We start from the raw sequence: 23622 nt of genomic DNA on the forward strand, positions 1-23622 counted from the left end.
TCCTGCCGCTGGTTCGGGCTGGTAGCCCGGCATCTTCTCAAATAGCGTTACTTGCGGCTTGCGGCCATTTGGCAACAACGGCCGCGTGTTCTTTTCTGCCCGGGCTCCGGCTGGGGTTTCTTTTCCTTCTTCCTTCTTATGGCTACCAAAATCACCGTCCTCAGCAATGGCTCCCTCCGCGTAGAGGGCCCCGACTTCGAACTCGTAGATGCCCAGGGCAACGCCTACGGCCTGGCGGGCCGGGAGCGAATCAGCATCTGCCGCTGCGGCCTCTCCAAAAACAAGCCTTTCTGCGACGGGTCGCACAAAGGCCATTTCGAGCACAACGCCGAAGCCTTCGACCTGCCCGCACCCAAGGTGTAGCAAATGGTTTTATAGTTAAATGGCAGAACGGTTACCGGATTGGGTTGTACAGCTTGTCAGCCAATCCGGTAACCGTTCTGCCATTTAACTATTTAGCCTCTTAAAACAGGGAGTTCACGAAGTCGATGTACTCCTGGCGTGCTTCTTCCTGGGATTTGCCGCGCTGGCTTGCCCAGGCATCGTACTTGGCTATGGCTTTGAAATCGAAGCCACCGGGCCGGTTGCCGGAAACGTCGCCTTCGCTGCCTTGCTTGTAGAGGCTGTAGAGTTTAAGCAGGGTGGTATTGTCGGGCTTGGCGGGTAGCTCTTTGCTGCGGGCGGCAGCGGCTTCAAAGTCTTCGGGAGTGGCCATGTAGTAGGTGGTTGAAAAATGAAAAGAAACCTATTGGCGCCACCCAACCGGGCGGGTCCGCCAAAAGGTACGCATTGCCCACAGAATAGTAGGCATGCCGCATTGTTTTCCCACAATCCCGCTTTTTCTCGCCTTCCGGCCAGGCTGATTTCTTTTCCGGCAGCGGGTGCGCTTTAGGCTACAACAGGGCATAGAACAGCTGTTGACGTCGGTTTTGCCGGCTGCTGCCAAGCTCAACACTTGCAACTTGTAGCAGGCATGGTGGCGTATGGAGGCTGCGCACTTCTTCTCTGCCCCTATGAAATCCTCCTCGGTTGATAATCTGGTAAAGCAGTTTCTTCAGCACAAGCTCACGCTGGCCCTTGCCGAAAGCTGCACCTGTGGCTGGGTTGCGGCCCAGCTGGCCCCGGCCCAGGGCATCAGTGAGGTACTGCTGGGCTCCGTAGTCACGTACCACGGCGAAGCCAAGCAACGCCTGCTGGGCGTGAAAAAGAAAACCCTCGATACCTACTCGGCCGAAAGTCAGCAGACAACCAACGAAATGGCGCAGGGCCTGCAGCAGCAACTGCCTACGGCCGATGTGTGCGTGGCCATAACGGGCCTGTTCGGACCCGGCGCCTCCGAAACCCCCGACAAGCCCTCGGGCACCGTATTTGTGACGATGCTGGTAGAAGGCCGGGCTCAGGAATACCGCGAGCTGCTACCCGGCCCCACCGACAAGCTCCGCGACCAGGCAGCCGAGTTTATTTACACCAAGCTCGGTGAGCTGCTCAGCCGGCGCCAGGAGTCTCCGGTAGGCGAAGTACACGGCAGCTAAGAAAAGCCGCTCACTTCCTAATTTTTTAACACTTGTTGTTTCCCTCCTCTCAGATTCCGCGCATCTTTGGGGTGCTATGAAACAACTCGTTATTCTGACCACTGCGGTGGCCTTATCGACGGTGAGCTATGCGCAGGCTCAGACCGAACTACAAACCCAGCCCAACGCCGCCAACCCACCGGTTCCAGCAGTGGACCAGCCGCGGATACCAGTTCCGCTGCTGAGCGAACAGCCTTCGCGCTACCACCAGTCCAGCCTCAGCATTGAAGCCGGCTGGGGTGCGCCCTATGGCTGGGGCGTTTCGTACGCGTATCTGGTAATGCCTAACCTGGACATAAATGCAGGTGTAGGTATTGGTGTAGGCGGTAAAATCGGGGTGGGCGCACGGTATTTTCTGCGGCCTCAGGGTGAGCTTAGCCCCTACTTCGGGGTGAACCTGGCGCGTACCGGCCGCATCGACAACGTAGAAATTACCGTGGACCAGGAGCAGGCTATCTACAGCATGGCCCCCAGTGGCGTGTTGCATTTGCGCGGCGGCTTGCGCTGGCAGCCGGGCCGGCTGGGTTTGCTGGGCACGCTAGGCTACGGCGCCCGCTTCACCGGCGACCCTGTAACGTACCAGAATGGGTATAGCACCCCCTCGCAGCGCCTGCGCGACCTGGTAGATGTTATCAGCCCCGGTGGCGTGGAAGTTTCCCTGGGCCTGGTCATCAATCTGGGGCAGCCTCAGTGGTAGTTTTTCGTCGGGCAACACCTCCTGCTTGCTTACAGCGCTAGGGTCCTGAGGCGGTCCTCTTGCGCGTATTTAGGCACGACCAGCCGCTACGTAGTTAGGCGCATGCGCACTACCATCATCTTTAGGTGCAGGCGCACGATGTCGCCCATGGAGTCGCAGCGGTCGAAGCGGGTGGTGTGATGGTGCTCGTTGAGCTCCTGGCGCAGCTGGGCAACCTTGGCAGGCGGGGCCAGCGTTTCCTGCCGCATACAGTCCAGCAGATCCTTGAGACGGTAGCGCTCGGCCCGGGCCCGGCGCAGCATCAGGGTGCGCTCCTCGGTCTGGTACTGGCGGATGCTTTCCGGGGAAAGCAGGCGGGCGCAGAGCTGCACCAGGGAGCGGTTATCCTTGAAAAACTGGGGCAGGTACATGGTTTTGCGGCCCTCATAGCTTTGCTGGTCGAAGTCGATGGCGCGCAGGCGGTACTGCTCGTCCTCGAAGTCGGCCGTCACGTCCACCACGTAGTTGTAGGCGCGCATATCGCCCAGCAGCCGGGCAAAGCACCGCTCGTTGAACTTCACAAACTCCTTGGCAATACGCACCTGATTAAGGTGGGGCCGCTGCAGCCGGTCGCGGATGAAGTCGTCGCCGGGAATGCCGGCAATGTGCTCCTCGATGAGCGTGGCCCCGCTGACGAGGTAGTTGATGGAGTTAGGTGCCAGCAGATGCTCCAGCTCCAGGCCGTACACGCGGGAGGCATCGGCCCGCTTCACGTAGAAGTAGTCGTAGTTGTCGTTGAACTGGTTGACGATGCGCACCCGGAAGGGGTTGCTGTTGCCAAACCGGCAGTAGTCGATGCGGTCGGCCAGCAGGTGCTCCGTAAACGACAGGTCGCCGCCGGTTTTCAGCAGGGCATACACTTCCGTCAGGCCGTGGCTAAGCTCCTGCAGCGTCTGGGGCTCGTAGAACAGGGTTTCCCAGAGCGTGTCGCGGCCCTGGCGGTCGAGCAGCGGGTAGGCCCCACCACTGCGCAGCAGATCGGCGTAGGTGATGGGCAATGGCGCTTCCCGGTCGTAGTGCTGCAGGTACAGGCGCAGCCGCTCGCTGATGGGGTAAGAAATTTTCTTTCTGGAGATGGTAGTCACGGAAACAAAAAACGGGGAGCAGTCCGTAACGTTACGGGAAAGAGCGGTAGCAGGACGGGCGGCGCGTTTTTTGCTACCCCGGAAAAATACCGAACTTTGAGCGTTGCCCAAGCGGGCCGTCCATCCTATTCCGGAGTTGCTATGAAGAAAATCTGCCTTACGCTACTGGTACTGCTTTGCCCGTTTTTCGCGCCGGGCTGGGGCGGTTTCAGCCACAAAGTCATAACGCAGCTGGCCGTGTACTCGCTGCCCGGGAGCATGCAGGGCTTCTATTTCCGGCATCTGAACCAACTGGTACAGTTTTCCAACGCCGCCGAGCAGCGGGCCGAAAACGATTCGATGGAAGCCAGCCGCCACTTCATCTACATGGACCACTACGGCGAAAACCCGTTTGGCTCGGTACCCAAGGAGTGGGAGAAGGCCACGGCGAAGTACAAAGCCGACACGCTGCGCAAGTATGGTACCCTGCCCTGGGTGATAGATGAAGTGCGCCAGAAGCTCACCCAGGCCTTCCGCGCCGGCGATACGGCCCAGATTGTGCGCCTCTCGGCCGACCTGAGCCATTATGTGGCCGATGCCTACGCGCCGCTGCGCACCACCGTGAACCACAACGGGCAGCTCTCCAACCAGGAAGGCATTCAGCCGCTCTGGGAAAACAAGGTACCGGAGCGTCATATTGCTGACTTCAAGCTGCAGAACAAGCCGGCCAAATACACCAAAACGCCCCTGGCCGACACCTGGCAGGCCTTACAGGAGTCGTACGGATTCCTGGGCGCCACCTTCGATATTGAGGAGCAGATCGGGCGCAACTTCACGCCTGAGCAGAAATACGTCTTCTCCCACCGCTTTGGCCAGACGCGCCGCGCCTACTCCGATGAATTTGCCGACGCCTACGACAAGGCGCAGATAGGCGGCATGGTGATGTTCCGGATCCAGCTGGCTTCCAGCTTCGTGGGCTCTATGTGGCTGACAGCCTGGAAAGACGCCGGCTCCCCCAACCTCGATAAAATGTTGAAAAAGCCTATCGAAAAGGAAGAAAAAGACAAGCTCGATGAGCACCTCGCGGCCTGGAAAGACAACCAACTGGTGCCCCAGAACCTGCTGCTGGCGCAACTCAAGGAAAAAGCGGTAGAAGCCCCCGACCTGATCCGGCCGGCCGCCGACATGGCCCCGCCGCCGCCCGCCACTCCCCAGCCTGCTGCCAAAACGCCCGCCGCTCCGGCTGAGGCCGAGAAAGTAAAAGTGAAGACCAAGACCGACGAAGGCAGTACCAAGCGCAAGGAAAAAGAGAAAAAGCCCGCCAAGAAAGCCGAGAAAAAGGCCGACGACGGCTGGTAGGCGCTGGATTCCTCTGAATAGGTATGTTTGTCCCCCGGAGCGCCCCGCTGCCGGGGGCTTTTTTTACCCGATGCTATGAACCGTTTGTTTTGGACGTTTGGCCTTGCCGCCCTGAGCCTGGGCAGCTGTCAGCAGCAGGCACCCGTGCAGGAGCAGGCCACCCCGGCGGCCCCTACCCCACCACCCGTGCCCGGCCCTAATCTGGCCACTCTGGGCGACTCCAACGCCGTGGCCGAGCTGCGTGCCTACGGCCAGCAGTACCCTGGCTCGGAAGTACTGCTGGAAACGCGCCTGGGCACTATTCGCCTGCGTTTGTTTGATGACACCCCTATTCACAAGGCCAACTTCCTGCTGCTGGTCCGCAAGGGCGTGTTCAACGAAACCGTATTCAACCGCGTGGTGAAGGGTTTTGCCGTGCAGGGTGGCCGCACCGAAAACCGCACCATCCGGCTGGGGCGCTACCACCTACCACCCGAAATTACCGGGCAGCACTTTCACCGGCGCGGGGCTCTGGGCATGGCCCGCTACGACGACGACCAGAACCCCGGCAAGCTTTCTTCCAGCATTGATTTCTACATGGTACAGGGCGAAAAGCTCACGCCCTACCAGGCCCAGGCCATGGCTGGCCGCAAGCTCACGCCCGAGCAGCTCCGCGCCTACGAAACCACCGGCGGCGTGCCTTCCCTGGACGGTAAGTACACGGTCTTCGGCGAAATCATTGAGGGCCTGGACGTGCTGGACAAAATAGCCGCCGAGCCCGTGGACGCCTACAAATGGCCCCTAAAGGACGTAGGCATGAAGCTGAAGGTCGTGCAATAACAGGCAGACTAGCGGCCTGGTTTGCGGTCCTCCAACGAACAACAAAAAGGCCGGTTCCTTGCGGAGCCGGCCTTTTTGGCGGTTGAATAGTCAACCATTCAGTCATTTTAGCTATTCAACGTCTTACCACACTTTGGCGCGCTCCTGCTGGGCGCGCATCATCTTGGCGTCTTCCTTGCAGCCGAAGGCCTCGTAGAACTCGGGCATGTTCATGAGCGGGCCATTGGTGCGGAACTGTGCGGGCGAGTGTGGGTCCGTCAGCACCTGCTGGCGCAGGAACTCGGGGCGGGCATTGGTGCGCCACACCTGCGCCCAGCTCAGGAAAAAGCGCTGCTCGGGCGTGAGTCCGTCGAACTTAGGCCGCGGGCCGTTGCCGTACTGCTGCTGAAGCTGCTTCTGCAGCGCCGAGTAGGCAATGCTCAGCCCGCCTAAGTCGGCCAGGTTTTCGCCCATCGTCAGCTGGCCGTTCACATACACTGAGTCCAGCGGCGAGAAGGCCGAGTACTGCTTGCCCACCATATCGGCCCGCTGGGTGAAGTTGGCAGCGTCTTCCTTGGTCCACCAGTCTTTCAGGTTGCCCTCGGCGTCGTACTGGCGGCCCTGGTCATCGAAGCCGTGGGTGATTTCGTGGCCAATCACGGCGCCCATACCGCCGTAGTTTACTGCATCATCGGCGTTGGGGTCGAAGAACGGGGGCTGCATGATGCCGGCTGGAAACACAATTTCGTTCATGGCCGGGTTGTAGTAGGCATTCACCGTGGGCGGCGTCATGCCCCACTCGGTGCGGTCCACGGGTTTACCCAGCTTGCTGGTCATGTCCTTGTAGGCCCACTGGCGGGCGGCCACCACATTCTGCAGGTAGGAGTCGCGGGAGATGGTGAGAGCCGAGTAGTCCTTCCACTTATCGGGGTAGCCGATCTTGACGGTGAAGGTGCTCAGCTTGTGCAGGGCTTCCTTCTTGGTGGCGTCGCTCATCCAGCTCAGCTGCTGGATATGCTCGCCCATCGAGGCCTTGATGTTGTTCACCATCTCCAGGGCCTTCTGCTTGGCCGCGGGCGGGAAGGCCTTGTCCACGTACAGCTGGCCGAAAGCTTCGCCCAGGGCGTCGTCGGTGGCGCGCAACATGCGCTTCCAGCGGGGCTGCTGCTGCTTGGCCCCGCTTAGCACCTGCTGAAAGCGGAAGCCCTCTTCCCCAAACTGCTGGGGCAGCGCCGAAGTAAACGACGTAGCCAGGTGCCAGCGCAGGTAGGTTTTTAGGTCAGCCAGCGGCTCCGACTTCACCATCGTATTCACTTCCTTGAAGAAAGCCGGCTGGCCCACAATTACCTCTTTCACCGAGCCCATGCCGGCGTCGGAGAGGATGTGCTGCAGGTTCAGGTTAGGGTAGGCTTTCTGCAGCTGCGCTACCGTCATCTTGTTGTAGTTGGCGTAGGGGTCGCGCAGCTCCACGCGGCTTTTGCTGGCTTTGGCCAGGCGCGTTTCCAGGCGCTGCACGGTAGCAGCATTTTTACGGGCCGTAGCCTCGTTGTCGCCCAGCAGCTGGAAGGTATTCACCAGGTACTTCTGGTAGGCGGCGCGCACGGTGCGGGAGCGGGCGTCGTCCTTCAGGTAGTAGTCACGGTCGGGCATGGACAGGCCGCCCTGGTACAAGTTCACCGCGTACTGGGAGCTGATTTTATCGTCCTGCCCCACGTAGGCGCCAAACAAAGCCCCCGTCGAAAGCACCTGCTGTCGGGCCAGCGAAGTCTGGAGCTGGTTGGGTGTTTTAATGGCGGCAATCTTGGCCAACTCGGGCTGCAGGTACTTCAGCCCCGCCGCGTTGATGGCGGCTGAGTCCATAGCCGAGGCAAAATAGTCGCCCACTTTCTGGGCATTGGTGCCTTTGGCGGCCGAGCGGTTGGCGGCAGCTTCGTCCAGAATCTGCCGCATCACGGCGTTGTTCTTGTTGGCCAGCTCCTGAAACGAGCCCCAACGGGTTTCGGCGGCCGGGATGGGGTTGTTTTTCAGCCAGGTGCCCGAGGCATACTGGAAGAAATTGTCGCAGGCGGCCACCGACGGGTCGAGGTTGGCCACGTTCAGGCCCACGCCCTGCGGGAAGGTTTCGGCGGCTGGGGCCGTGGTGGTTGCCGGGGCCGGCGTGGTGGCGGCCGTGGGGGCTTTGGTGCTGGTGGCACAGCCGGCCAGCGCCAGACCAGTGGCCGTCAGGGCAGCCAGCGCCAGGCTATTGCGTTTACGCATACAAGGAAAATAAAAAGTACTGAGGGTGGAAAAACGGGAGAAAGATAACGTGAAAATTGCTGTACCAACGGTTCGTTGGGGCTAGCCGACCAGCCGATAGTAAGTAGCTAAAGCAAATTTTCGACCTCTTAGTGCCTTCTCGGCCCGCCGGCAAATGCGTACCTTCGGCCCCGTATGGCTCCGTTATATAACCGCAGAGTGGAAGGTGGCTTGCCGCCGCAGGCCCCGGCCCCGCTGGGGCTGGCCGAGCTGATGCGCCGGGTGCGCGACTCACTCACGCTCTCGTTTCCGGATGCCTACTGGGTGGCGGGCGAAATTTCCGACCTCACCCTGCCGCGCTTCGGCAGCGGCCACTGCTACCTCACGCTCACCGACCAGGCCCAGACCACCCGCGGCGCCCAGCTCAAGGCCCAGGCCCGCGCTACCATCTGGGGCGCGCGCTTCGAGCAGCTGGGGCCGCAGTTTGAGCGCCAGACCGGCCAGACCTTGCGGCCCGGCCTGCGGGTGCTGGTGCGTGTGAGCGTGAAGTTCCACGAGCAGTACGGCCTCAGCCTCGATGTACTGGCCATCGACCCCAGCTATACCGTGGGCGACCTGGCCCGGCAGCGCCTCGAAGCCATTGCCAAGCTAGAAGCACAAGGGCTGCTGGAGCGCCAGAAGCAGCTGGCACTGGCGCTGGCTCCACAGCGGCTGGCCGTCATTTCCTCTCCCACGGCTGCCGGCTGGCAGGATTTTCTGCAGCAGCTTGGCGAAACGGTCTACGATTTCAATGTAACCCTGTTCCCGGCCACCATGCAGGGCCAGGAGTCCCCCGCCAGCATCCGGGCCGCGCTGGATATGATCCGGCGCCGGCGCGGTCAGTTTGATGCCGTGGTGCTGATTCGGGGCGGCGGCTCTAAAACCGACCTGCTGGCCTTCGACGATTACGGGCTGGCAGCGGCCGTAGGGTCCTTTCCGCTGCCCGTGCTCACCGGCATCGGGCACGAGCGGGACGAAGCCGTGGTGGACCTGGCCGCGCATCTGGCTTTGAAAACGCCGACTGCGGTGGCCGTGTTTCTTACGGAGCGCCTGGCCCGGCTGGATGCCGTGCTGGAAGGCTACGGCAGCCGCATCCGGGAGCTGGCCCAGGCGCAGCGGCAAGGCCACGCCGACCGCCTCCTGACGCTGGCCCACGAGCTGCGCCACGCCGCCAAGGGCCGCTACCGCCAGCAGCAAACGTTGCTGGAAGGTGTGCAGCGCCAAACCACGCAGGCCGCGCAGCAGGGTGTGCAGCGGCAGGCCGCCCAGCTGGCGCAACGGCAGCGGGCCCTGCGCCGGGCAGCCCACAAAGTAGCCCGGCAGCAGCAGCAGCAACTGCGGCAGCTGGGCCGGGCACTGGCCCGCCGGTTTCGGCACGTGCACCGCCGCCGCCGTGAGCTGCTGCTCCGGAGCCGCTACCGGCTGCAGCTACGGCAGCAACGGGTTCTGCTTTTGCTCGTCCAGCAACTGGCCCTGGCCGAGCAGCGCCAGTATTTTGCGGCCGCGTCGGTGCACGTACGCCAACCTAATGGAAGTGCCGTGGCCCTGCACCCCGCCCCGCTTCCCGGCACCGAACTGCGGCTGCACCAGGCGGGCACTGTGCTGCCCGTGCAGGTGCTGCCGCCCGTCCAGGAGCAAGCCTAGCCTTCTTCTTGTTGTTGATTGCCAGCCGTTGTTTTTGCCGGCTTTTCTCTTCGATTCTCCTTTCAGTATGACTTCCGACGCTACGTACCGCCAAGCTATTGCCGAGCTGGAAACCATTTTGCGCGCCCTCGAAACCGATACCGTTGATGTAGACGAGCTCACGGCCAAAGTGCAGCGCTCCTCCGAGCTGATCCGGCTGTGCAAGCAGAAGCTGCGCGCCGCCGAAGCCGCCATCGACCGGGTGTTTGATGAGCTGGACGAGGAAACCGACTGGACTGAGGACGAGCAGCCGGAAGAGGACGAAGAAGAAGCCCCGGCTGTGGCCCGCAAAGCACCGGCTCCTCCGCGCCCCGGCCAAAGCCCCCGCCTGTTTGAGTAACAGCGCGGGACGGACTCCTTTTCCAGCGCCCTATATTTCAACCCCTCGGGCTGGCCTGCCTAAGGGCCGGATGGGTATATTGTCAGTCTGTTTATTTCTTCTGTTACTATGACTTCGACCGGCTCTCGTATTCGTCTGGCCCTGGCCGATGACCACCTGCTGTTTCGCAAGGGGCTGCGGGCATTGCTCGACGGATTTGACACCATGGAAGTGGTCGTGGAAGCCAACGACGGGCAGGAGCTGCTGGAAAGCCTGGACGCGCTGTCAAATCCTCCCAACGTGGTGCTGATGGATCTGCAGATGCCCGTGCTCGACGGACTGCAAACCACGCGACTGCTCCGCGTCCAGTACCCGCAGGTGCGCATCGTCATCATCTCCATGCACGATGAGCCCGAGCTGATGGAGCAGCTCCGCTTGGAAGGTGCCCATGGCTACCTGCTCAAAAATGCCAACCCCGATGAAGTGCGCTGCGCCATAGAGGCCGCCCACTCCGGCGAACCACATTATGTACAGCTCGGCTAAAACTCAGTAGCCATTTTTACCACAGAAAAGGGCCGGCTTCTGAGGAAGCCGGCCCTTTTCATACTTGTCTTTATCAAAGCTTACAGTTCCACGAACATGCCCACCGTGAAGGTGCGGCCGCGGTTGAAGAACGCTTGCGTTAGGTTGGGGTCTACCACGTTGGTGCTGGAGCGGTTGGAGACGTCCGTAAAATAAAACTGATTTAGCACGTTCAGCACCGATGCCTTAAACCCAACCTTTACTTTCCCCTGGTGCAGGGGCTGCAGGTCGTAGCCCATATGAAAATCCAGGTTGTACGAGGTTGGCAGGCGGTAGGAGTCGGTGCGGGAGCTTTCGCTCACAATGGTTTCCGGGTTGAAGGAGGCAAAGTACTTGGAGAACAGCAGGAACGATGGGCGCACGTACAACCGCTTCAGTGGCTCGTAGCGCAGGCCTAGCTGAAACTGGTTCTGCGCCGCGTCGCCCACGTGCACGCCGTCGAGGTACACGGGCAGTTCGGGGTCGTTGGGGTTGATGGGGTCGCCGGCTTCGTTGGTTTGATTCAGCACGCCCTTGCCCGTCCAGCGCCAGTCGCCCAGGGCAATGGCCGCATTCAGTTGCAGGCTCCGGCTGATTTCCTGGGCCACGCTCATTTCAATGCCCATATGCTGGGCATTTACGTTGCGCACCGTGTTATAAATAACTTCGCCGGTGGATGTAGAAACCGAGTTCGTGGTTTTATTGGCCCACAGCGTGTAGTAGGCGTTCAGCGTGGCCTTCATGCTGGGGTAACTGATGCCGTAGCCCAGTTCGACGCTGGTAATTCCTTCGGGCTTCACATTGCTGTAGAGGCGGCCCTGGTTGGTGTACACCAGGTTGAAGAACGGGACCTTACTGTTGTAGCCGACGTTGGCAAACAGGTTGTTGTGCTCCGTGAGATTGTAGTTGGCGCCGGCCTTCACGCTGTAGCCCAGGTAAGAAGCCCAGTCGGTTTCGGCCACCTGACCATCGGCGGCCGTGTAGGTCTGCCCGTCAATGGTCTGGGTCTGGTTGAAGCCCACATCGTACTGCTGCCCGTTCACCGTCACCTGCCGCGCCTTAAAGTAGTCGATGCGCTTGTAGCGGATGCGCGAGAGGGTGCCGCTTACCACCGCCGACAAAGCCGGGGTTTTGTACTCCAGCTGCGTGTAGCCGCCGAGCCACTGGGTTTTGCCGTCGTAGTTGTAGCTGAGTTTGTCGCCTTCCCGCAGGCGGGTTGCGGGGTCCTCGTTGCGGTTGTTGATGTTCAGAACATAGTCGCCACCCAGCAGGTCGCGCACCTGGCGGTAGTGCAGACCGCGGTACAGGCGACCATCCACGCCAGCCGACAAGGTGAGGTTTTCGCGCAGGGTGTAGTCTCCGCCCAGCACGAAGCCGTACCAGCGGTGGCTGTTCACGTTGTTGACCAGAAACTGCGTAGACCGGCTTTCGGCGCTAAACGTCGTGTCCCGTCTTTGAGGACCATTCGGGTTATTAGGGTCAACCGGCTCAACCAAAATCGACGCAACGTCGCGGTTACGGACGTTAAAGTCATAGATACCCTGAAAATCCGTTTGGTAGTCCCGCGCATTAATAGTGCTGGAGTTGCTGCTCGTCAGGCCGGTTACTCCGCCGCCATTGCCGAAGGAGGCATATACCACCCCAGTCACAAACAGCCGGTCGTTTACCTGCCAGAAGTCGTTGAAGTTGATCTGGGGCTTATGGTAGTAATTGCTGCGCTCGTTCAGCTCCTCCTGCTTACCCATATTGCTGACGGTGCGAGTTTCCGGGTCCCGGTCGTAGCGACGCAGGGTTCCCCAGTAGGGATTGTAGTCGAAGCCTCTATTGCCGCCGATAATGGGTTTAGCCCCAATTTCCTGCGCTTTTTTATCGGAGTACAGGCCCACCAACGACTGAAACGAGCGGGTGCCATGCTTTTGGGGCGAGCCCAGGGCCGTGAGCGAGAGACGGTGGCTGCCAATGCGCTTGCTGGCGTTGCCGAAGTATGTCCACGCATCGTCGAAGGCCTGCTGAACCCAGCCATCGGAGGTGCGGCGCGAACCATAGAAGGTAAAAGCCCAGTCGCCCGGCAGGTTGCCGCTGCTTAGCATCAAGGAAGCCTTGCGGTAGTTGTTGGAGCCGGTTTCGAGGCGGGCCAGGGCACTGCGCTTGTCATCGAAGCCCTTGGTTAGTACGTTGATGGTACCTCCTACCGAGGGCACGGCAATTTTGGCCGCCGACAAGCCCCGCTGCACCTGCAGGCTCTTGGTTACGTCGCCCAAATCCCAGTTCGACCAGTAAACCTGGCCGGTTTCCATGTCGTTTACGGGCACCCCATTGACCATCACGGCCACGTTGCGCTGGTCGAAGCCGCGCACGTTGATGCGTGAGTCTCCGGTGCCGCCGCCACCCTGGGTGGCGTACACGCCGGGCGTTTCGTTCAGAATCATAGGCAGGTCGCGGGCGGCCAGGGTTTCGCGGAGCTTCACCTCGTTCACGGCCGCGTAGGCCACCGGGGTTTCGCGCTCTACGGCTACCGAGGCAATTACCTGCACTTCGTTCAGGGTTGCATTATCAGAAGCCAGCCGGAACGTGGCCACGGCGTTCTGGTTGCCTACCGTCACGCGCTGCTCCAGCAGCTTATAGCCGATAAAGGAAGCGCGGACCACGTACGTACCCGGCTTGAGGCCCGGTACCTGATAGTTGCCCTCGGGGTCGGCGCCGGCGCCGGTGTTGACTCCGTTGCCGGTTACCTGCACGGTAGCGCCGGGCAGCGACTCGCCGGTGAGCCGGTCGAGCACCCGGCCCTTGATGGAATACGTCTGAGCCGCAGCCGTCAGCAAGGTCAGCAGGCTCAGTAAAAAGGAGAGTACGGTGTGTTTCATGCAAAAAGCGGAAGGGTAGCAGCTATGCGCGCTGCAAAGGTAAGGGATTGAGGAGAAGCCCCTAGTACTGCCAGGCCGATGTTTTTGCACTATGCCGGTCGATCAGACGAAAATTCATCCGACGGACGCGTATTTTTGACTGCCCGCAAGAACCCCGTTGCGGCGGCTAGTCTCCTTATTTCTCTCTTATTCACCCCTGCTCGGGCTGGGGCCAGGGCCGCAGATGCATAGCTTGATTATGAAATTTCTTCTGGCAGCAGCGCTGCTTATGGCTGCCCTAAGCACCCAGGCCCAGACCAATCCGTTTCTGGTGCGCCTCAACGACCAGCAGCTGGGACTGCCTTCCACTACATTTCACATTGCCCGCGTGCTGGATCTGCGCCCTGACCGCAGCCGCATTGGCTGGGTGCACCAGGGGCTGATAAACCAGCCGGTGCCAGCCAACCTGATGGGCGGCGTAGCGGCGGGCCTTACACAGTGGCTAAGCACCCAACTGCCTGCCCGTGCGGGTACCCGGCCAGTGATAGTGCGCGTACATGAGCTCAGCATCGAAGAAGAAATTGGGCCCACCTCCGAGCACGCGCTGGCTACGCTTGATATTGATTTTGCCGTGCAGCAGCACGACAGCTCGTACATTGTGGTGGTGCAACACCTCGAAACCATCCGGAAAGGCGGTCTGGAAACCACCGGCTTGCACGATGATAATCTGGCAGCTGGATTCCGCCAGGCCATCATTCGCTTGCAGAACCTCAACTGGCCTGAAGCTATAGCCGCAGCCAAGCCATTACCAGCGGCCGACTACCTGGCCGCCACCGATTATCAAGCCATGTTGCGCGCCTACCCTATTCTGCTGACGGCTGCTCCAAGTCAGGGTATGTTCGCCACGTTCGAGGATTTTCGCAGCAACCAGCCCGACACCCGGGTACCCTTCACGCTAGTGCGCCAGCCCCGCACGGCGGCCGGGTGGCAGGGTACGGAGGAAGTAAAGGCCACTTCATCCAACCAGGCGCTGCAGAAGCAGCTAAACAAAGCCTGGGGATTTTCGGATGGCCAGCAAGCCTATATACGGTATCGAAACCACTTGTACCTGCTGGAGCGCGCCGGGCACACATTTGAGTTTACCGGGCCGGGCACGGCCGATGCCGAAGCGGTAGCCGTGGGCGCCGTGGTGGGTGGCCTGGCCGGCGCGGCCATTGCCAGTGCTGCCACCGGCGGCTCTCCCCACCCCTACTCCCTAAGCATGCGCACTGGTCGTGTGCTCGACAACCAGGTTCAGCCAGCTGTTTCACAAGGTGATACGGCCCAGGTGGTGCTCTTCCGGCGCGGCAAAGGGCCCGCTATGGTGGTGCAACTCACCGGGCAAATGCTAACTCAATTGCCGGGTAATGGGTTTGTGCGTATTCCGTGGACGAGCAAAACCCAGGAGCTGCAGCTGTGCCTGCCCGAAACGGGAGCAGCCTGCCTTTCATTTGTGCCGGATTTCACGGCTACTACTTACGTGGAGATAAAGCAGAAAACCGCCGCCGACAAGCCTACCCTGGTAATAGTACCCGCCAAGGAAGGCATTTTTTACACCAAGAAAATGCAGCCCGTCCGGTAGATCTGCCTAGCCAAGCTCGGTACTAGGGTCCCAGAAGAGCTGGTCGAAATCCTGCACCTGGTCGTCTACCACGCGCACACCTTCGGCTTCCAGGGCTTCCTGCATGGCCTTGGGCGTGGCGTAGTGCTGGCGCCCCGTGAGCAGGCCCTGGCGGTTGATGACGCGGTGCGCCGGCACGTAGGCATCGGCGGTGTGGGCGGCCATCATGGCCCAGCCCACCAGGCGGGCCCCGTGCCGGGCGCCGAGGTAGTGAGCAATGGCCCCGTAGGTTGTCACGCGGCCGGGCGGCACCAGGCGCACTACCTCGTGTACATCCTGAAAGAAATTGCGGTGCTTATCGGCGGCGGTGGAGCTGAGCATATGGTGGAGCTAGCGGGTAAAAGGCCAAAATAACGTAACAACGGGCACCGGACAAGCCCGTAATACGAGGAAAGAAAGCCGGCTGCTATACGGGCCGGCACCATTCCACTTCATATTTGCTTACCCCATGTTCGATAAACTCAAAAGCCTCGACGACCTGTTTGCTGAACAGCTGAAAGACCTGTACAGCGCCGAAACCCAGCTGGTGAAAGCCCTGCCCGATATGGCCAGCGAAGCCCGCGACGCCCGCCTGCGCCAGGGCTTCGAAACCCACCTGCAGGAAACCATCAACCAAGTGAGCCGCCTCGAGCAGATTGGCCGCGGCCTGAACCTCGACCTCACGGGCCACACCTGCAAAGCTATGCAGGGCTTGGTGGCTGAAGGCAAAGAAACCATTGCGGAAGACGCTACCGACGAGGTAAAGGATGCTGCCCTTATTGCCGCGGCGCAACGCGTAGAGCACTACGAAATATCGGGCTACGGCACGGCCGCTCACTACGCCGAGCGCCTGGGCCACACCGAAGCTGCCTCGCTGCTGCGCCAGACGCTGCAGGAAGAGCAGCTCACCGACACCAAGCTCAACGACCTGGCTAAGAGCTATATCAACCAGCGGGCCATGTAACCGGCCCGGCCTTTTTCCTTAAAAGCCTGCAACGAGCAGGCTTTTTTGGTGTCTGGCAGGTAGTGATTTGCGGCTTGGTCAACTTTCCGGCCGCCGGCGGTGTTGTGGTAGACCGGCCCCAAGCCAGTAGTATTTGTAGGCCTTTGTAAACGATACATGCAGACGCAGGAACAGGAAGAGATAGTACACGAAGAAGCGCGGAAAGGCGGCGCCTGGCGCTGGTGGCTGCTGGCCCTGATAACGGTGGCGGCCCTGGCCTTCATCAAGATAAAGTTCTTTCCCTCGCAGTCGGCGGAGGCGGGCAAGGGTGGCGGCAGAGGAGCCGCTGGGGGTGGCAAGGGCGGCCCGGGCGGAGCTGGTGGCAAAGGCGGCGGCCAGAAGCAGCCCGTGCAGGTCTACGTGGTGAAGGCTACCAGCCTGGCCGATGAGGTAGCGGCTACCGGCTCTATTCTGGCCGAGGAATCGGTGGTTATCAAAAGCGAAATTTCGGGCAAGATTACCAGCCTCAACATCAGGGAAGGCCAGCCGGTAAGCAAAGGCCAGCTGCTGTTCAGCATCAATGCCGATGAAATTCAGTCGGGCCTGCGCAAGCAGGAGTACAACATCAAGCTGTTCCGCGACCAGGAAAAGCGCCAGCGCATTCTGCTGGACAAGGAATACATCAGCGCCCAGGAGTATGAGCAAGTCAACAACCAGCTGCTCACGGCCCAGGCCGACTTGCAGACACTGCGCGCTTCCCTGGCCAAGGCCTACGTGCGTGCGCCGTTTGCCGGCGTGCTGGGCTTGACCACCGCCACGGTGGGCACCTACGTGAGTCCGGGCGCCGAAATAACCACGCTGTCCAAGGTAAAGCCCGTGAAAATCGACTTTACCGTACCCAGCCGCTTTTCCAGCCTGGTGCGCACCGGCGACCCAATCACCATCACCGATGAGGCCTCCAACAAGAAGTACGAAGCCAAAGTCTACGCTCTCGATCCGCAAATTGACCCCGTGAGCCGTACCCAAACCGTGCGCGCCCGCTACGCCAACACCCAGAATGAGCTGCGCCCCGGCGCTTTCGTGAAAGTGAATCTGCAGCTCAGCCAGACCGCCGACGCCCTGCAGGTTCCCACCGAAGCCGTCATTCCTGAAGCCAGCGGCTACAGCGTGTACACCGTGCAGAAAGGGAAGATGGTGCCGAAGAAAGTAAAAATAGGCGTGCGCTCCGACCGCCTTATTCAGATTACCGACGGCCTGGCTGTAGGCGACTCCATCATTCGCACGGGCATTCTGCAGGTGAAGCCGGGCGACAGAGTATCAATTAGTAATTGATAATTAGTAATTACTAATTGAGCATTCGACTGTGAAAGAGGAAAATATTATTCTGCAAAAGACCTACGCTTTTGCTGTTCGCATTGTCAGGCTCAGCCAGTATTTAAGCAAAGAAAAGCAGGCCTTTCAGCTGGCTGACCAAATTCGACGCAGCGGCACTTCCATCGGAGCTAATATGGAAGAAGCTGTAGGGGGCCTTTCCCGCAAGGATTTTATAATGAAAGCAGGTATTGCTTACAAGGAGGCCCGAGAAACCCATTATTGGCTCCGGCTCCTGCGCGACACCGACTATATAGCCCCTCCGCAGGCAGCTTCTCTGCTCAACGACTGTGAGGAAATTCTGAAAATAATTACGGCTATTATTCGCTCATCCCGGGAAACTTCCACCAATTATTAATTACTAATTCCCAATTACTAATTAAAAAAGAATGAGTCTTTCATCAACCAGTATCAACCGCCCGGTTCTCGCCATTGTGATGAGCCTGGTGATTGTGATTTTCGGGGTCATTGGCTTTCGGTACCTGAGCGTGCGCGAATACCCGAGCGTGGACCCGCCCATCATTACCGTGTCGGCCAGCTACACCGGCGCCTCCGCCGACGTGATGCAGGGCCAGGTGACGGAGCCTTTGGAAGAAGCCCTCAACGGCATCCAGGGCATCAAGAACCTGACCTCCAACTCCCGCGACGGCCGCACCCAGATTACGGTGGAGTTTGACCTCGATGCCGACCTGGAAACCGCCGCCAACGACGTGCGCGACAAGGTATCCGGCGCGCAGGGCCGCCTTCCGCGCGACATCGACCCGCCCGTGGTGAGCAAGGCCAACGCCGACTCCCAGCCCATTGTCATGACCTACCTCAGCTCCACCAAACGGACGCTGCTGGAACTCACCGACTACGCCAACAACACGCTCAAGGAACGCCTGCAAACTATTCCGGGGGTATCGGAGGTGCGCGTGTACGGGGAGCGGAAGTACTCCATGCGCCTGTGGCTGGACCCGGTGAAGCTTTCGGCCCTGAGCGTGAGCCCCGTGGACGTGCAGCAGGCCCTCACCCGCGAAAACGTGGAGCTGCCCAGCGGCTCGGTGCAGGGCCAGGCCACCCAGCTCACCCTGCGCACCATGGGCCGCCTGAGTTCAGTGGAGGACTTCAACAACCTAATCATCCGCAAAGATGCTTCCTCGCTGGTGCGCCTGTCTGACATTGGCTACGCCGAGCTGTACCCCGAAAACGACCAGACCATCTTCAAGGTGAACGGCGTGCCGATGGTGGGTCTGGCCGTAATTCCGCAGCCGGGCTCCAACCAGATTGACATTGCCGAAGAGTTCAACAAGCGCCTGGAGCAGTACGGCAAGGACCTCCCCAAGGATCTGGAACTCAAGCCGGGCTTCGATAACTCCGTTTTTATCCGCAAATCCATTGAGGAGGTAGAGCACACCATCATCGAGGCCTTCGTGCTGGTGGTAATTATCATCTTCCTGTTTCTGCGCGACTGGCGCTCCACCATCATTCCGGTGGTGGCCATTCCGGTGTCGCTCATCGGTATCTTCTTCGTGATGTACCTAATGGACTTCTCCATCAACGTACTCACGCTGCTGGCCGTGGTGCTGGCTATTGGCCTAGTAGTCGACGACGCCATTGTGGTGCTGGAGAACATCTACTCCCGTATTGAGGAGGGCGAAGACCCGAAAACGGCCGCCATCAAGGGCTCCGAGGAAATCCTTATGGCCGTGGTCAGCACCACTATTGTGCTGGCGGCGGTGTTTCTGCCGGTGGTGTTTCTCACGGGCATCACGGGCCGCCTGTTCCGGGAGTTCGGCATTGTGGTAGCGGGCTCGGTGCTGATTTCGGCCTTTGTGTCGCTCACGCTCACGCCCATGATGTGCTCGGTGCTGCTCAAGCGTGAGGAAAAGCACAACTGGTTTTACCGCAAAACCGAGCCGTTCTTCGAGCGGATGATTGGCGGCTACCAGAGCAGCCTCGAAACCTTCCTGCGCAAGCGTTGGCTGGCCTGGCTGGTGGTGGCCGGCACGGGCGTGGGCATCTGGTTTTTCATGGGCGCTATTCCTTCGGAGCTGGCCCCGGTGGAAGACCGCAGCCGGGTGAACATCAATGCCACCGGCCCGGAAGGTGCTTCGTTTGAGTTTATGGATGCCTACATGACCCAGCTCACGCAGCTGGCCATCGACTCGGCCGGGGAGCAGAACCTGAGCAGCGTGTTTGCCGTGACCTCACCCGGCTTCGGCGGCGGCTCCAACTCCGGCAACGCCCGGGTGCTGCTGCTCGATGCCGATGCCCGCCCCCAAAGCCAGCAGCTTTTGGCCGATAAGCTCAGTACGGGCGTGAAGCAACTGTCGGCGGCCCGCACCTCCGTCAGCCAGGACCAGAGCATCGGGGGCGGCGGGGGCGGCCTGCCAGTGCAGTTCGTTATCCAGACCCAGGACTTCGACAAGCTGCGCACGGCCGTGCCCAAGTTCCTTGATGCCGCCCGGCAGGACCCCACCTTCCAGTTTGTGGACGTGAACCTGAAGTTCAACAAGCCCGAGCTGCGCGTGACCATTGACCGGGAAAAGGCCCAGAGCCTGGGCGTGTCGGTACAGAGCATTTCGCAGACCCTGCAGTCGGGCCTCAGCGGGCAGCGCTACGGCTACTTTATCCGGGAAGGCAAGCAGTACCAGATCATCGGGCAGGTGGCGCGTGAAGACCGCAGCCAGCCTTTGGACGTGCGCCTGCTCTCAGTGAAAAACGACAAGGGCGAGCTGATTCAGCTGGACAACGTGATTCGGCTGGTGGAAAGCAGCACGCCGCCCCAGCTCTACCGTTTCAACCGCTACAACTCGGCCACCTTCTCGGCTTCCCTGGCGCCGGGCCGCACCCTTGGTGACGGTATTGCGGCCATGCAGGCCATTGCCGACAAAAACCTCGACGACACCTTCAGCACGGAGCTGGCCGGCGCCTCCCGCGACTTCCAGGAAAGCTCCAGCAGCCTCATCTTCGCCTTCGGGCTGGCCCTGGTGCTGATTTACCTGGTGCTGGCGGCTCAGTTTGAAAGCTTCCGTGACCCGGTCATTATCATGGTGACGGTGCCGCTGGCCCTTTCCGGGGCGCTGCTGAGCTTGTGGTACTTCAACCAGACGCTCAACCTATTCTCCCAGATCGGCATCATCATGCTGGTAGGGCTGGTGACCAAGAACGGTATCCTCATCGTGGAATTTGCCAACCAGCAGGTGGAAAACGGCAAGGACTACATGACTGGGCTGATTGAAGGCGCCACCGCCCGCTTCCGCCCCATCCTGATGACGAGTTTGTGCGCCATTCTGGGCATTCTGCCCATCGCCATTGCCACCGGCGCGGGTGCGCTCAGCCGGCGAGCCATGGGCATTGGCGTGGTGGGCGGGCTGTTTTTTGCCACGGCCCTCACGCTCTACGTAGTGCCCGTTATGTATTCGTATTTCGCCACGGCCAAAAAGCACAAGCCCGCCGAAGCCGAAGAAAAAGCCGTAGCCGCCTAGTGCCGCGCCGCTGTCTGCTTTCGTCGCCGCGCCCTTTTCAGCTGTTGATTTATTCCATGCCTCGTTTCTTTCTTTTTGCCCTGCTGCTCGCCGCTCCCCTGCCCCTGCTGGCCCAGCAGCCGGTACTGCCGGCCCGCACGCCGGCCACCACGCCCCAGGCCAAGCCCCAGACGGAAAAGCCCGAAACCGTGGCGCCCGCCCCCGCCCTCACGCTGGCCGAGGCCATCCGCATCGGGCTGGAAAACAACTATGGCATTCGCCTGTCGCGGCAGGATGTGCGCCTGGCTGAAAACAACGTAACCCGCGGCAACGCCGGCCAGCTGCCCACAATAGATGGCAACGTCACCCGTTCCTTCACCCGCAACGACGTACGGCAGGAGTCGGCTGCGCGCACTACTGCCAGCGAGGCCAGCGGGGCCAAGTCCAACCGCCTGAACAGCAACCTTGCCGGTACCTGGACGATTTTCGACGGCTTCGGGATGTTCATTGCCTACGACCGGCTGCGCACCGTGGCCCAGAGCCAGCAGCAGCTCACCCGCGCCACGGCCGAGGAAACCGTAGCCGACATCACCACGGCCTACTTTACGGTGGTGCGCGAGGCCGGCAAGATTCAGAGCTTTGAGGAGGCTTTGCGAATCGGCCAGCAGCGCATCGACCTGACCCAGGCCCGGGCCGATGTGGGTGTGGGCGCCAAAGTGGAAGTGCTGACGGCCCGCGTGGACTTCAACGCCGACCGCTCGGCCCTGATTCAGCAGCAGGAAGCCCTGAAAACCGCCAAGGTGAACCTCAACAACCTGCTCGGCCGCTCCCCTGCCCTCGACTTCCTGCCCGCCGACTCCATCGTGGTCAGCCGCGACCTGGGCCGGGAAACCGTTACGCAGGCTATCCGCCAGAACAACCCCCGCCTGCAGCAGGCCCGCATCAACACTCAGGTGGCCGCCTACGACCGTAAGCTGGTGCGCGCCTCCCGCTTTCCGCAGATCGGCCTGACGGGCGGCTACGGCTACAACCGCAACGTGAACGGGGAAGCCTTCTTCGGCACGGAGCTGACCACCAACACCGGCCGCCAGTTGGGCTTTAACTACGGCGTGGTGGCCTCCATTCCTATTTTCGACGGCTTCAACCGCAACCGCTTGGAGCAGAACGCCCGCATTGCGGAAGACCAGAGTCGGCTGCAGCTGGAGCAAACCCAGCTGCAGCTGGAAGCCGAGGCCGAGCAGGCCTACGCCCAGTACCAGAACCGCCTGCAGCTGCTGCAGCTGGAGGAAGACAACATCCTGCTGGCCCGCCAGAACGTGGCTATTGCCCTGGAGCGCTACCGCCTGGGCTTGCTCACGCCGCTGGCTTTGCGCGAGGCCCAGCGCACCCAGCTTGACGCCGAAAACCGCCTCCTCGACATTCGCTTCCAGGCCAAGCAGGCCGAAACCGTGCTGCGCCGCCTTAGCAGCGGCCTGGTGCAGGAGCAGCCGTAGAGGCCTCTCACTCCCGGCCCCTATTCCATGGAGAGGGTGAGCCTAACGATTTCGTTCCGGCTGGGTGGCGCTAGCGAAGCAGCGCCTACATGAGCAATTTTCCCGAGTCAGATTTATACGCTACATGAAACGCCAGGTCGGGGCGGCGCATGATAAACCGCGATAAACGGGCTACCAAGATAGCCAGGGTTGGCGCGCAATGTTATGCCGGCTGTTGCTTTTCGCAAACAGAGACAGCAGCCCTTTTACTCTGCCATTGCCGGCGCAGCTTTCAGGTTAGTTAGCGCTTCCTGGGTTTTGCGCTGGGTGCTGGCTTCCTTTTCTTCTTCGGCCTCGGCATTGGGTGCGGCGGGCGTGGCGAAAAAAGCCAGTAGGTGTTGCTTTTGCGGCTGCGTCAGGCCCTCAAACTTCTACGCGTCGAGCTTGCGTAGCCACTCCCCGTAGGTTTCATCGGCCAGGGCGTACTCGCCGACTTTCGTCTGATGGCCGGTGTCGAAATCGGCGTTGGGCAGGGCGGCCGCGGTGGCGGCACCCTGCTTTTCCAGCAGCCCGCAGTACTTGCCAATGACCGTGCGAAACGAGCTGCGAAACAGGGCCTGGGCTTCGGGCGTGGGCAGCTTAAAGGCAAAAGGCTTCAGCGGGCCGATTTTGGGCAGCAGCCGCACGATGCCCGAAAGCATACGGGCACCCAGGCCCGGCCGCTGGTAGCTACCCCCGAACTCCTTGCGGTACTGGCGCCGGCTGAGGTGATACACGTAGTCGCGGCGGCGGGCGTTGGGGCTGAGCTTGCGGATATCTTCGCGCTTGCTTTGCCAGGCGGCGCGGGTAGCCAGCGGAATCAGCTCTTTCACGGCAAAGCGGTAGGAGCTGATGCTCAGGTCCACGTTGGCAATGACCTGGCCCAGCTTCAGGCCGTAGGTTTTCTCGAAGCCCCGCTCCAGTACCTCCTTGCTTACTTTGAAGCCTATATAATTGTGGTAGTCGTCGGAGCGGTAGCGGCCGGCTGCCACCTGTACCACATCGAAGGCAAACTCCAGCTGGGTGTGCTGGGCGGGCGCCTCCTCGTACGTGATGGTATTCCCAAATTTCGCCTGCAGCTCTGGATATACCGAGGGCATAGCCTTGTTGGTACCCTCGGGGTGGCCGCTGATGTCGGCAGCGTAATGGGCCAGGGCGCCAAGAGCAAACGCATACTCGTTGCGGTCATGCGCTTCGGTTAGCAGATTAGTCACGAAGTCGCCGGAGCGCACGTAGTGGGTGAGGTTGGTGAAGAGCTTCGAGCCGAACGGATAAAACCCCATGTCCTGAATGATGGCTCCCCCGTAGGCGTAGGCCTTGGCGTCCTGCAGTTCTTCGGCCGTGCCGCCCGGGAAGCGCTTTTGCAGCGTGGGCAGCAGGCAGCGCTGCCAGGTGGAGTCGATGTTGGCCTGGTGAGTGAGGACGGAGTAGGCAGAAACCGAAACAGCCGAGCCGAGCAGCAGCCAGCCAACGAGCAGAAAACGCAGCATAGAAAATG

General features: G+C 60.7%; 20 protein-coding genes. 14 read left to right on the forward strand and 6 right to left on the reverse strand.

Annotated features, from left to right (window positions below; genetic code table 11):
• Positions 1 to 138 precede the first annotated feature (138 nt).
• Positions 139 to 363, forward strand: coding sequence for a CDGSH iron-sulfur domain-containing protein (locus LRS06_RS03940; RefSeq protein ID WP_196953222.1), 225 nt, complete (start codon positions 139 to 141; stop codon positions 361 to 363).
• 100 nt (positions 364 to 463) lie between these two features.
• Here LRS06_RS03940 and LRS06_RS03945 read toward each other — a convergent pair whose 3' ends face one another.
• On the reverse strand, positions 464 to 715 hold the full coding sequence (locus LRS06_RS03945; protein WP_257870281.1) for an acyl-CoA-binding protein: 252 nt from the start codon (positions 713 to 715) through the stop codon (positions 464 to 466).
• 298 nt (positions 716 to 1013) lie between these two features.
• On the opposite strand from LRS06_RS03945, the gene LRS06_RS03950 reads away from it, so the two are divergent.
• Positions 1014 to 1532: a CinA family protein gene (locus tag LRS06_RS03950; protein WP_257870282.1), complete on the forward strand. Its 519-nt coding sequence runs from the start codon at positions 1014 to 1016 to the stop codon at positions 1530 to 1532.
• Between the two features lie 76 nt (positions 1533 to 1608).
• Positions 1609 to 2268, forward strand: a complete 660-nt coding sequence (locus LRS06_RS03955) for a hypothetical protein (RefSeq protein WP_257870283.1) — start codon at positions 1609 to 1611, stop codon at positions 2266 to 2268.
• 86 nt (positions 2269 to 2354) lie between these two features.
• Here LRS06_RS03955 and LRS06_RS03960 read toward each other — a convergent pair whose 3' ends face one another.
• A complete protein-coding gene (locus LRS06_RS03960; protein ID WP_257870284.1) occupies positions 2355 to 3392 on the reverse strand; it encodes a hypothetical protein in 1038 nt (345 codons plus the stop codon).
• Between the two features lie 141 nt (positions 3393 to 3533).
• Between LRS06_RS03960 and LRS06_RS03965 the strand changes: the two genes are divergently transcribed.
• Together LRS06_RS03965 and LRS06_RS03970 are read left to right on the forward strand one after the other, a co-directional pair.
• Positions 3534 to 4730, forward strand: a complete 1197-nt coding sequence (locus LRS06_RS03965) for a zinc dependent phospholipase C family protein (RefSeq protein WP_257870285.1) — start codon at positions 3534 to 3536, stop codon at positions 4728 to 4730.
• A gap of 75 nt (positions 4731 to 4805) precedes the next feature.
• Complete coding sequence (locus tag LRS06_RS03970) at positions 4806 to 5549, forward strand: peptidylprolyl isomerase (RefSeq protein ID WP_257870286.1); 744 nt, start codon at positions 4806 to 4808, stop codon at positions 5547 to 5549.
• A gap of 123 nt (positions 5550 to 5672) precedes the next feature.
• Here LRS06_RS03970 and LRS06_RS03975 read toward each other — a convergent pair whose 3' ends face one another.
• Positions 5673 to 7787, reverse strand: a complete 2115-nt coding sequence (locus LRS06_RS03975) for a M13 family metallopeptidase (RefSeq protein WP_257870287.1) — start codon at positions 7785 to 7787, stop codon at positions 5673 to 5675.
• A gap of 174 nt (positions 7788 to 7961) precedes the next feature.
• Here LRS06_RS03975 and xseA point away from each other — a divergent pair, with 174 nt between their 5' ends.
• The 3 genes from xseA to LRS06_RS03990 all read left to right on the forward strand — a co-directional run bounded on the left by xseA (position 7962) and on the right by LRS06_RS03990 (position 10350).
• The gene (gene xseA, locus LRS06_RS03980; protein ID WP_257870288.1) at positions 7962 to 9449 is read left to right on the forward strand and encodes an exodeoxyribonuclease VII large subunit; all 1488 of its coding nucleotides are present in this window, start codon (positions 7962 to 7964) and stop codon (positions 9447 to 9449) included.
• A 67-nt stretch (positions 9450 to 9516) separates the two neighbouring features.
• The gene (gene xseB / locus LRS06_RS03985; protein ID WP_257870289.1) at positions 9517 to 9828 is read left to right on the forward strand and encodes an exodeoxyribonuclease VII small subunit; all 312 of its coding nucleotides are present in this window, start codon (positions 9517 to 9519) and stop codon (positions 9826 to 9828) included.
• Between the two features lie 108 nt (positions 9829 to 9936).
• On the forward strand, positions 9937 to 10350 hold the full coding sequence (locus LRS06_RS03990; protein WP_257870290.1) for a response regulator transcription factor: 414 nt from the start codon (positions 9937 to 9939) through the stop codon (positions 10348 to 10350).
• Between the two features lie 80 nt (positions 10351 to 10430).
• Here LRS06_RS03990 and LRS06_RS03995 read toward each other — a convergent pair whose 3' ends face one another.
• A complete protein-coding gene (locus LRS06_RS03995) occupies positions 10431 to 13232 on the reverse strand; it encodes a TonB-dependent receptor (protein WP_257870291.1) in 2802 nt (933 codons plus the stop codon).
• A gap of 238 nt (positions 13233 to 13470) precedes the next feature.
• On the opposite strand from LRS06_RS03995, the gene LRS06_RS04000 reads away from it, so the two are divergent.
• Positions 13471 to 14832: a hypothetical protein gene (locus tag LRS06_RS04000; protein WP_257870292.1), complete on the forward strand. Its 1362-nt coding sequence runs from the start codon at positions 13471 to 13473 to the stop codon at positions 14830 to 14832.
• A gap of 6 nt (positions 14833 to 14838) precedes the next feature.
• Here the strand turns inward: LRS06_RS04000 and LRS06_RS04005 are convergent, their stop codons facing one another.
• Positions 14839 to 15192, reverse strand: a complete 354-nt coding sequence (locus LRS06_RS04005; protein ID WP_257870293.1) for an MGMT family protein — start codon at positions 15190 to 15192, stop codon at positions 14839 to 14841.
• Positions 15193 to 15319: 127 nt separating this feature from the next.
• Here LRS06_RS04005 and LRS06_RS04010 point away from each other — a divergent pair, with 127 nt between their 5' ends.
• The 5 genes from LRS06_RS04010 (at position 15320) to LRS06_RS04030 (ending at position 22106) form a co-directional block, all read left to right on the forward strand.
• Complete coding sequence (locus LRS06_RS04010) at positions 15320 to 15814, forward strand: ferritin-like domain-containing protein (protein WP_257870294.1); 495 nt, start codon at positions 15320 to 15322, stop codon at positions 15812 to 15814.
• Between the two features lie 156 nt (positions 15815 to 15970).
• Entirely contained in the window at positions 15971 to 17125 is a 1155-nt protein-coding gene (locus tag LRS06_RS04015; protein ID WP_257870295.1) for an efflux RND transporter periplasmic adaptor subunit, read from the forward strand.
• 31 nt (positions 17126 to 17156) lie between these two features.
• Positions 17157 to 17522 carry a four helix bundle protein gene (locus tag LRS06_RS04020; protein WP_257870296.1) on the forward strand — a complete coding sequence of 122 codons (366 nt, stop codon included), beginning with the start codon at positions 17157 to 17159 and terminating at the stop codon, positions 17520 to 17522.
• 31 nt (positions 17523 to 17553) lie between these two features.
• Positions 17554 to 20634, forward strand: a complete 3081-nt coding sequence (locus LRS06_RS04025) for an efflux RND transporter permease subunit (protein WP_257870297.1) — start codon at positions 17554 to 17556, stop codon at positions 20632 to 20634.
• A gap of 56 nt (positions 20635 to 20690) precedes the next feature.
• Positions 20691 to 22106: a TolC family protein gene (locus LRS06_RS04030; RefSeq protein WP_257870298.1), complete on the forward strand. Its 1416-nt coding sequence runs from the start codon at positions 20691 to 20693 to the stop codon at positions 22104 to 22106.
• A 410-nt stretch (positions 22107 to 22516) separates the two neighbouring features.
• On the opposite strand, the gene LRS06_RS04035 is transcribed toward LRS06_RS04030, so the two are convergent.
• The gene (locus LRS06_RS04035) at positions 22517 to 23614 is read right to left on the reverse strand and encodes a zinc dependent phospholipase C family protein (RefSeq protein ID WP_257870299.1); all 1098 of its coding nucleotides are present in this window, start codon (positions 23612 to 23614) and stop codon (positions 22517 to 22519) included.
• Positions 23615 to 23622 lie beyond the last annotated feature (8 nt).

It is taken from the genome of Hymenobacter sp. J193 (genome assembly GCF_024700075.1).
Classification (GTDB): domain Bacteria; phylum Bacteroidota; class Bacteroidia; order Cytophagales; family Hymenobacteraceae; genus Hymenobacter.

Bases quoted from the DNA above. Each gene is read 5' to 3' on its own strand.
- LRS06_RS03995 (WP_257870291.1), bottom strand. From the start codon at position 13,232: ATGAAACACACCGTACTCTCCTTTTTACTGAGCCTGCTGACCTTGCTG.
- LRS06_RS04025 (WP_257870297.1), top strand. From the start codon at position 17,554: ATGAGTCTTTCATCAACCAGTATCAACCGCCCGGTTCTCGCCATTGTG.
- LRS06_RS03965 (WP_257870285.1), top strand. From the start codon at position 3,534: ATGAAGAAAATCTGCCTTACGCTACTGGTACTGCTTTGCCCGTTTTTC.
- LRS06_RS03940 (WP_196953222.1), top strand. From the start codon at position 139: ATGGCTACCAAAATCACCGTCCTCAGCAATGGCTCCCTCCGCGTAGAG.
- LRS06_RS04005 (WP_257870293.1), bottom strand. From the start codon at position 15,192: ATGCTCAGCTCCACCGCCGCCGATAAGCACCGCAATTTCTTTCAGGAT.
- LRS06_RS03950 (WP_257870282.1), top strand. From the start codon at position 1,014: ATGAAATCCTCCTCGGTTGATAATCTGGTAAAGCAGTTTCTTCAGCAC.
- LRS06_RS03955 (WP_257870283.1), top strand. From the start codon at position 1,609: ATGAAACAACTCGTTATTCTGACCACTGCGGTGGCCTTATCGACGGTG.
- LRS06_RS04030 (WP_257870298.1), top strand. From the start codon at position 20,691: ATGCCTCGTTTCTTTCTTTTTGCCCTGCTGCTCGCCGCTCCCCTGCCC.
- LRS06_RS04000 (WP_257870292.1), top strand. From the start codon at position 13,471: ATGAAATTTCTTCTGGCAGCAGCGCTGCTTATGGCTGCCCTAAGCACC.
- LRS06_RS03975 (WP_257870287.1), bottom strand. From the start codon at position 7,787: ATGCGTAAACGCAATAGCCTGGCGCTGGCTGCCCTGACGGCCACTGGT.
- LRS06_RS04015 (WP_257870295.1), top strand. From the start codon at position 15,971: ATGCAGACGCAGGAACAGGAAGAGATAGTACACGAAGAAGCGCGGAAA.
- xseA (WP_257870288.1), top strand. From the start codon at position 7,962: ATGGCTCCGTTATATAACCGCAGAGTGGAAGGTGGCTTGCCGCCGCAG.
- LRS06_RS04010 (WP_257870294.1), top strand. From the start codon at position 15,320: ATGTTCGATAAACTCAAAAGCCTCGACGACCTGTTTGCTGAACAGCTG.
- LRS06_RS03970 (WP_257870286.1), top strand. From the start codon at position 4,806: ATGAACCGTTTGTTTTGGACGTTTGGCCTTGCCGCCCTGAGCCTGGGC.
- LRS06_RS03945 (WP_257870281.1), bottom strand. From the start codon at position 715: ATGGCCACTCCCGAAGACTTTGAAGCCGCTGCCGCCCGCAGCAAAGAG.
- LRS06_RS04035 (WP_257870299.1), bottom strand. From the start codon at position 23,614: ATGCTGCGTTTTCTGCTCGTTGGCTGGCTGCTGCTCGGCTCGGCTGTT.
- xseB (WP_257870289.1), top strand. From the start codon at position 9,517: ATGACTTCCGACGCTACGTACCGCCAAGCTATTGCCGAGCTGGAAACC.
- LRS06_RS03990 (WP_257870290.1), top strand. From the start codon at position 9,937: ATGACTTCGACCGGCTCTCGTATTCGTCTGGCCCTGGCCGATGACCAC.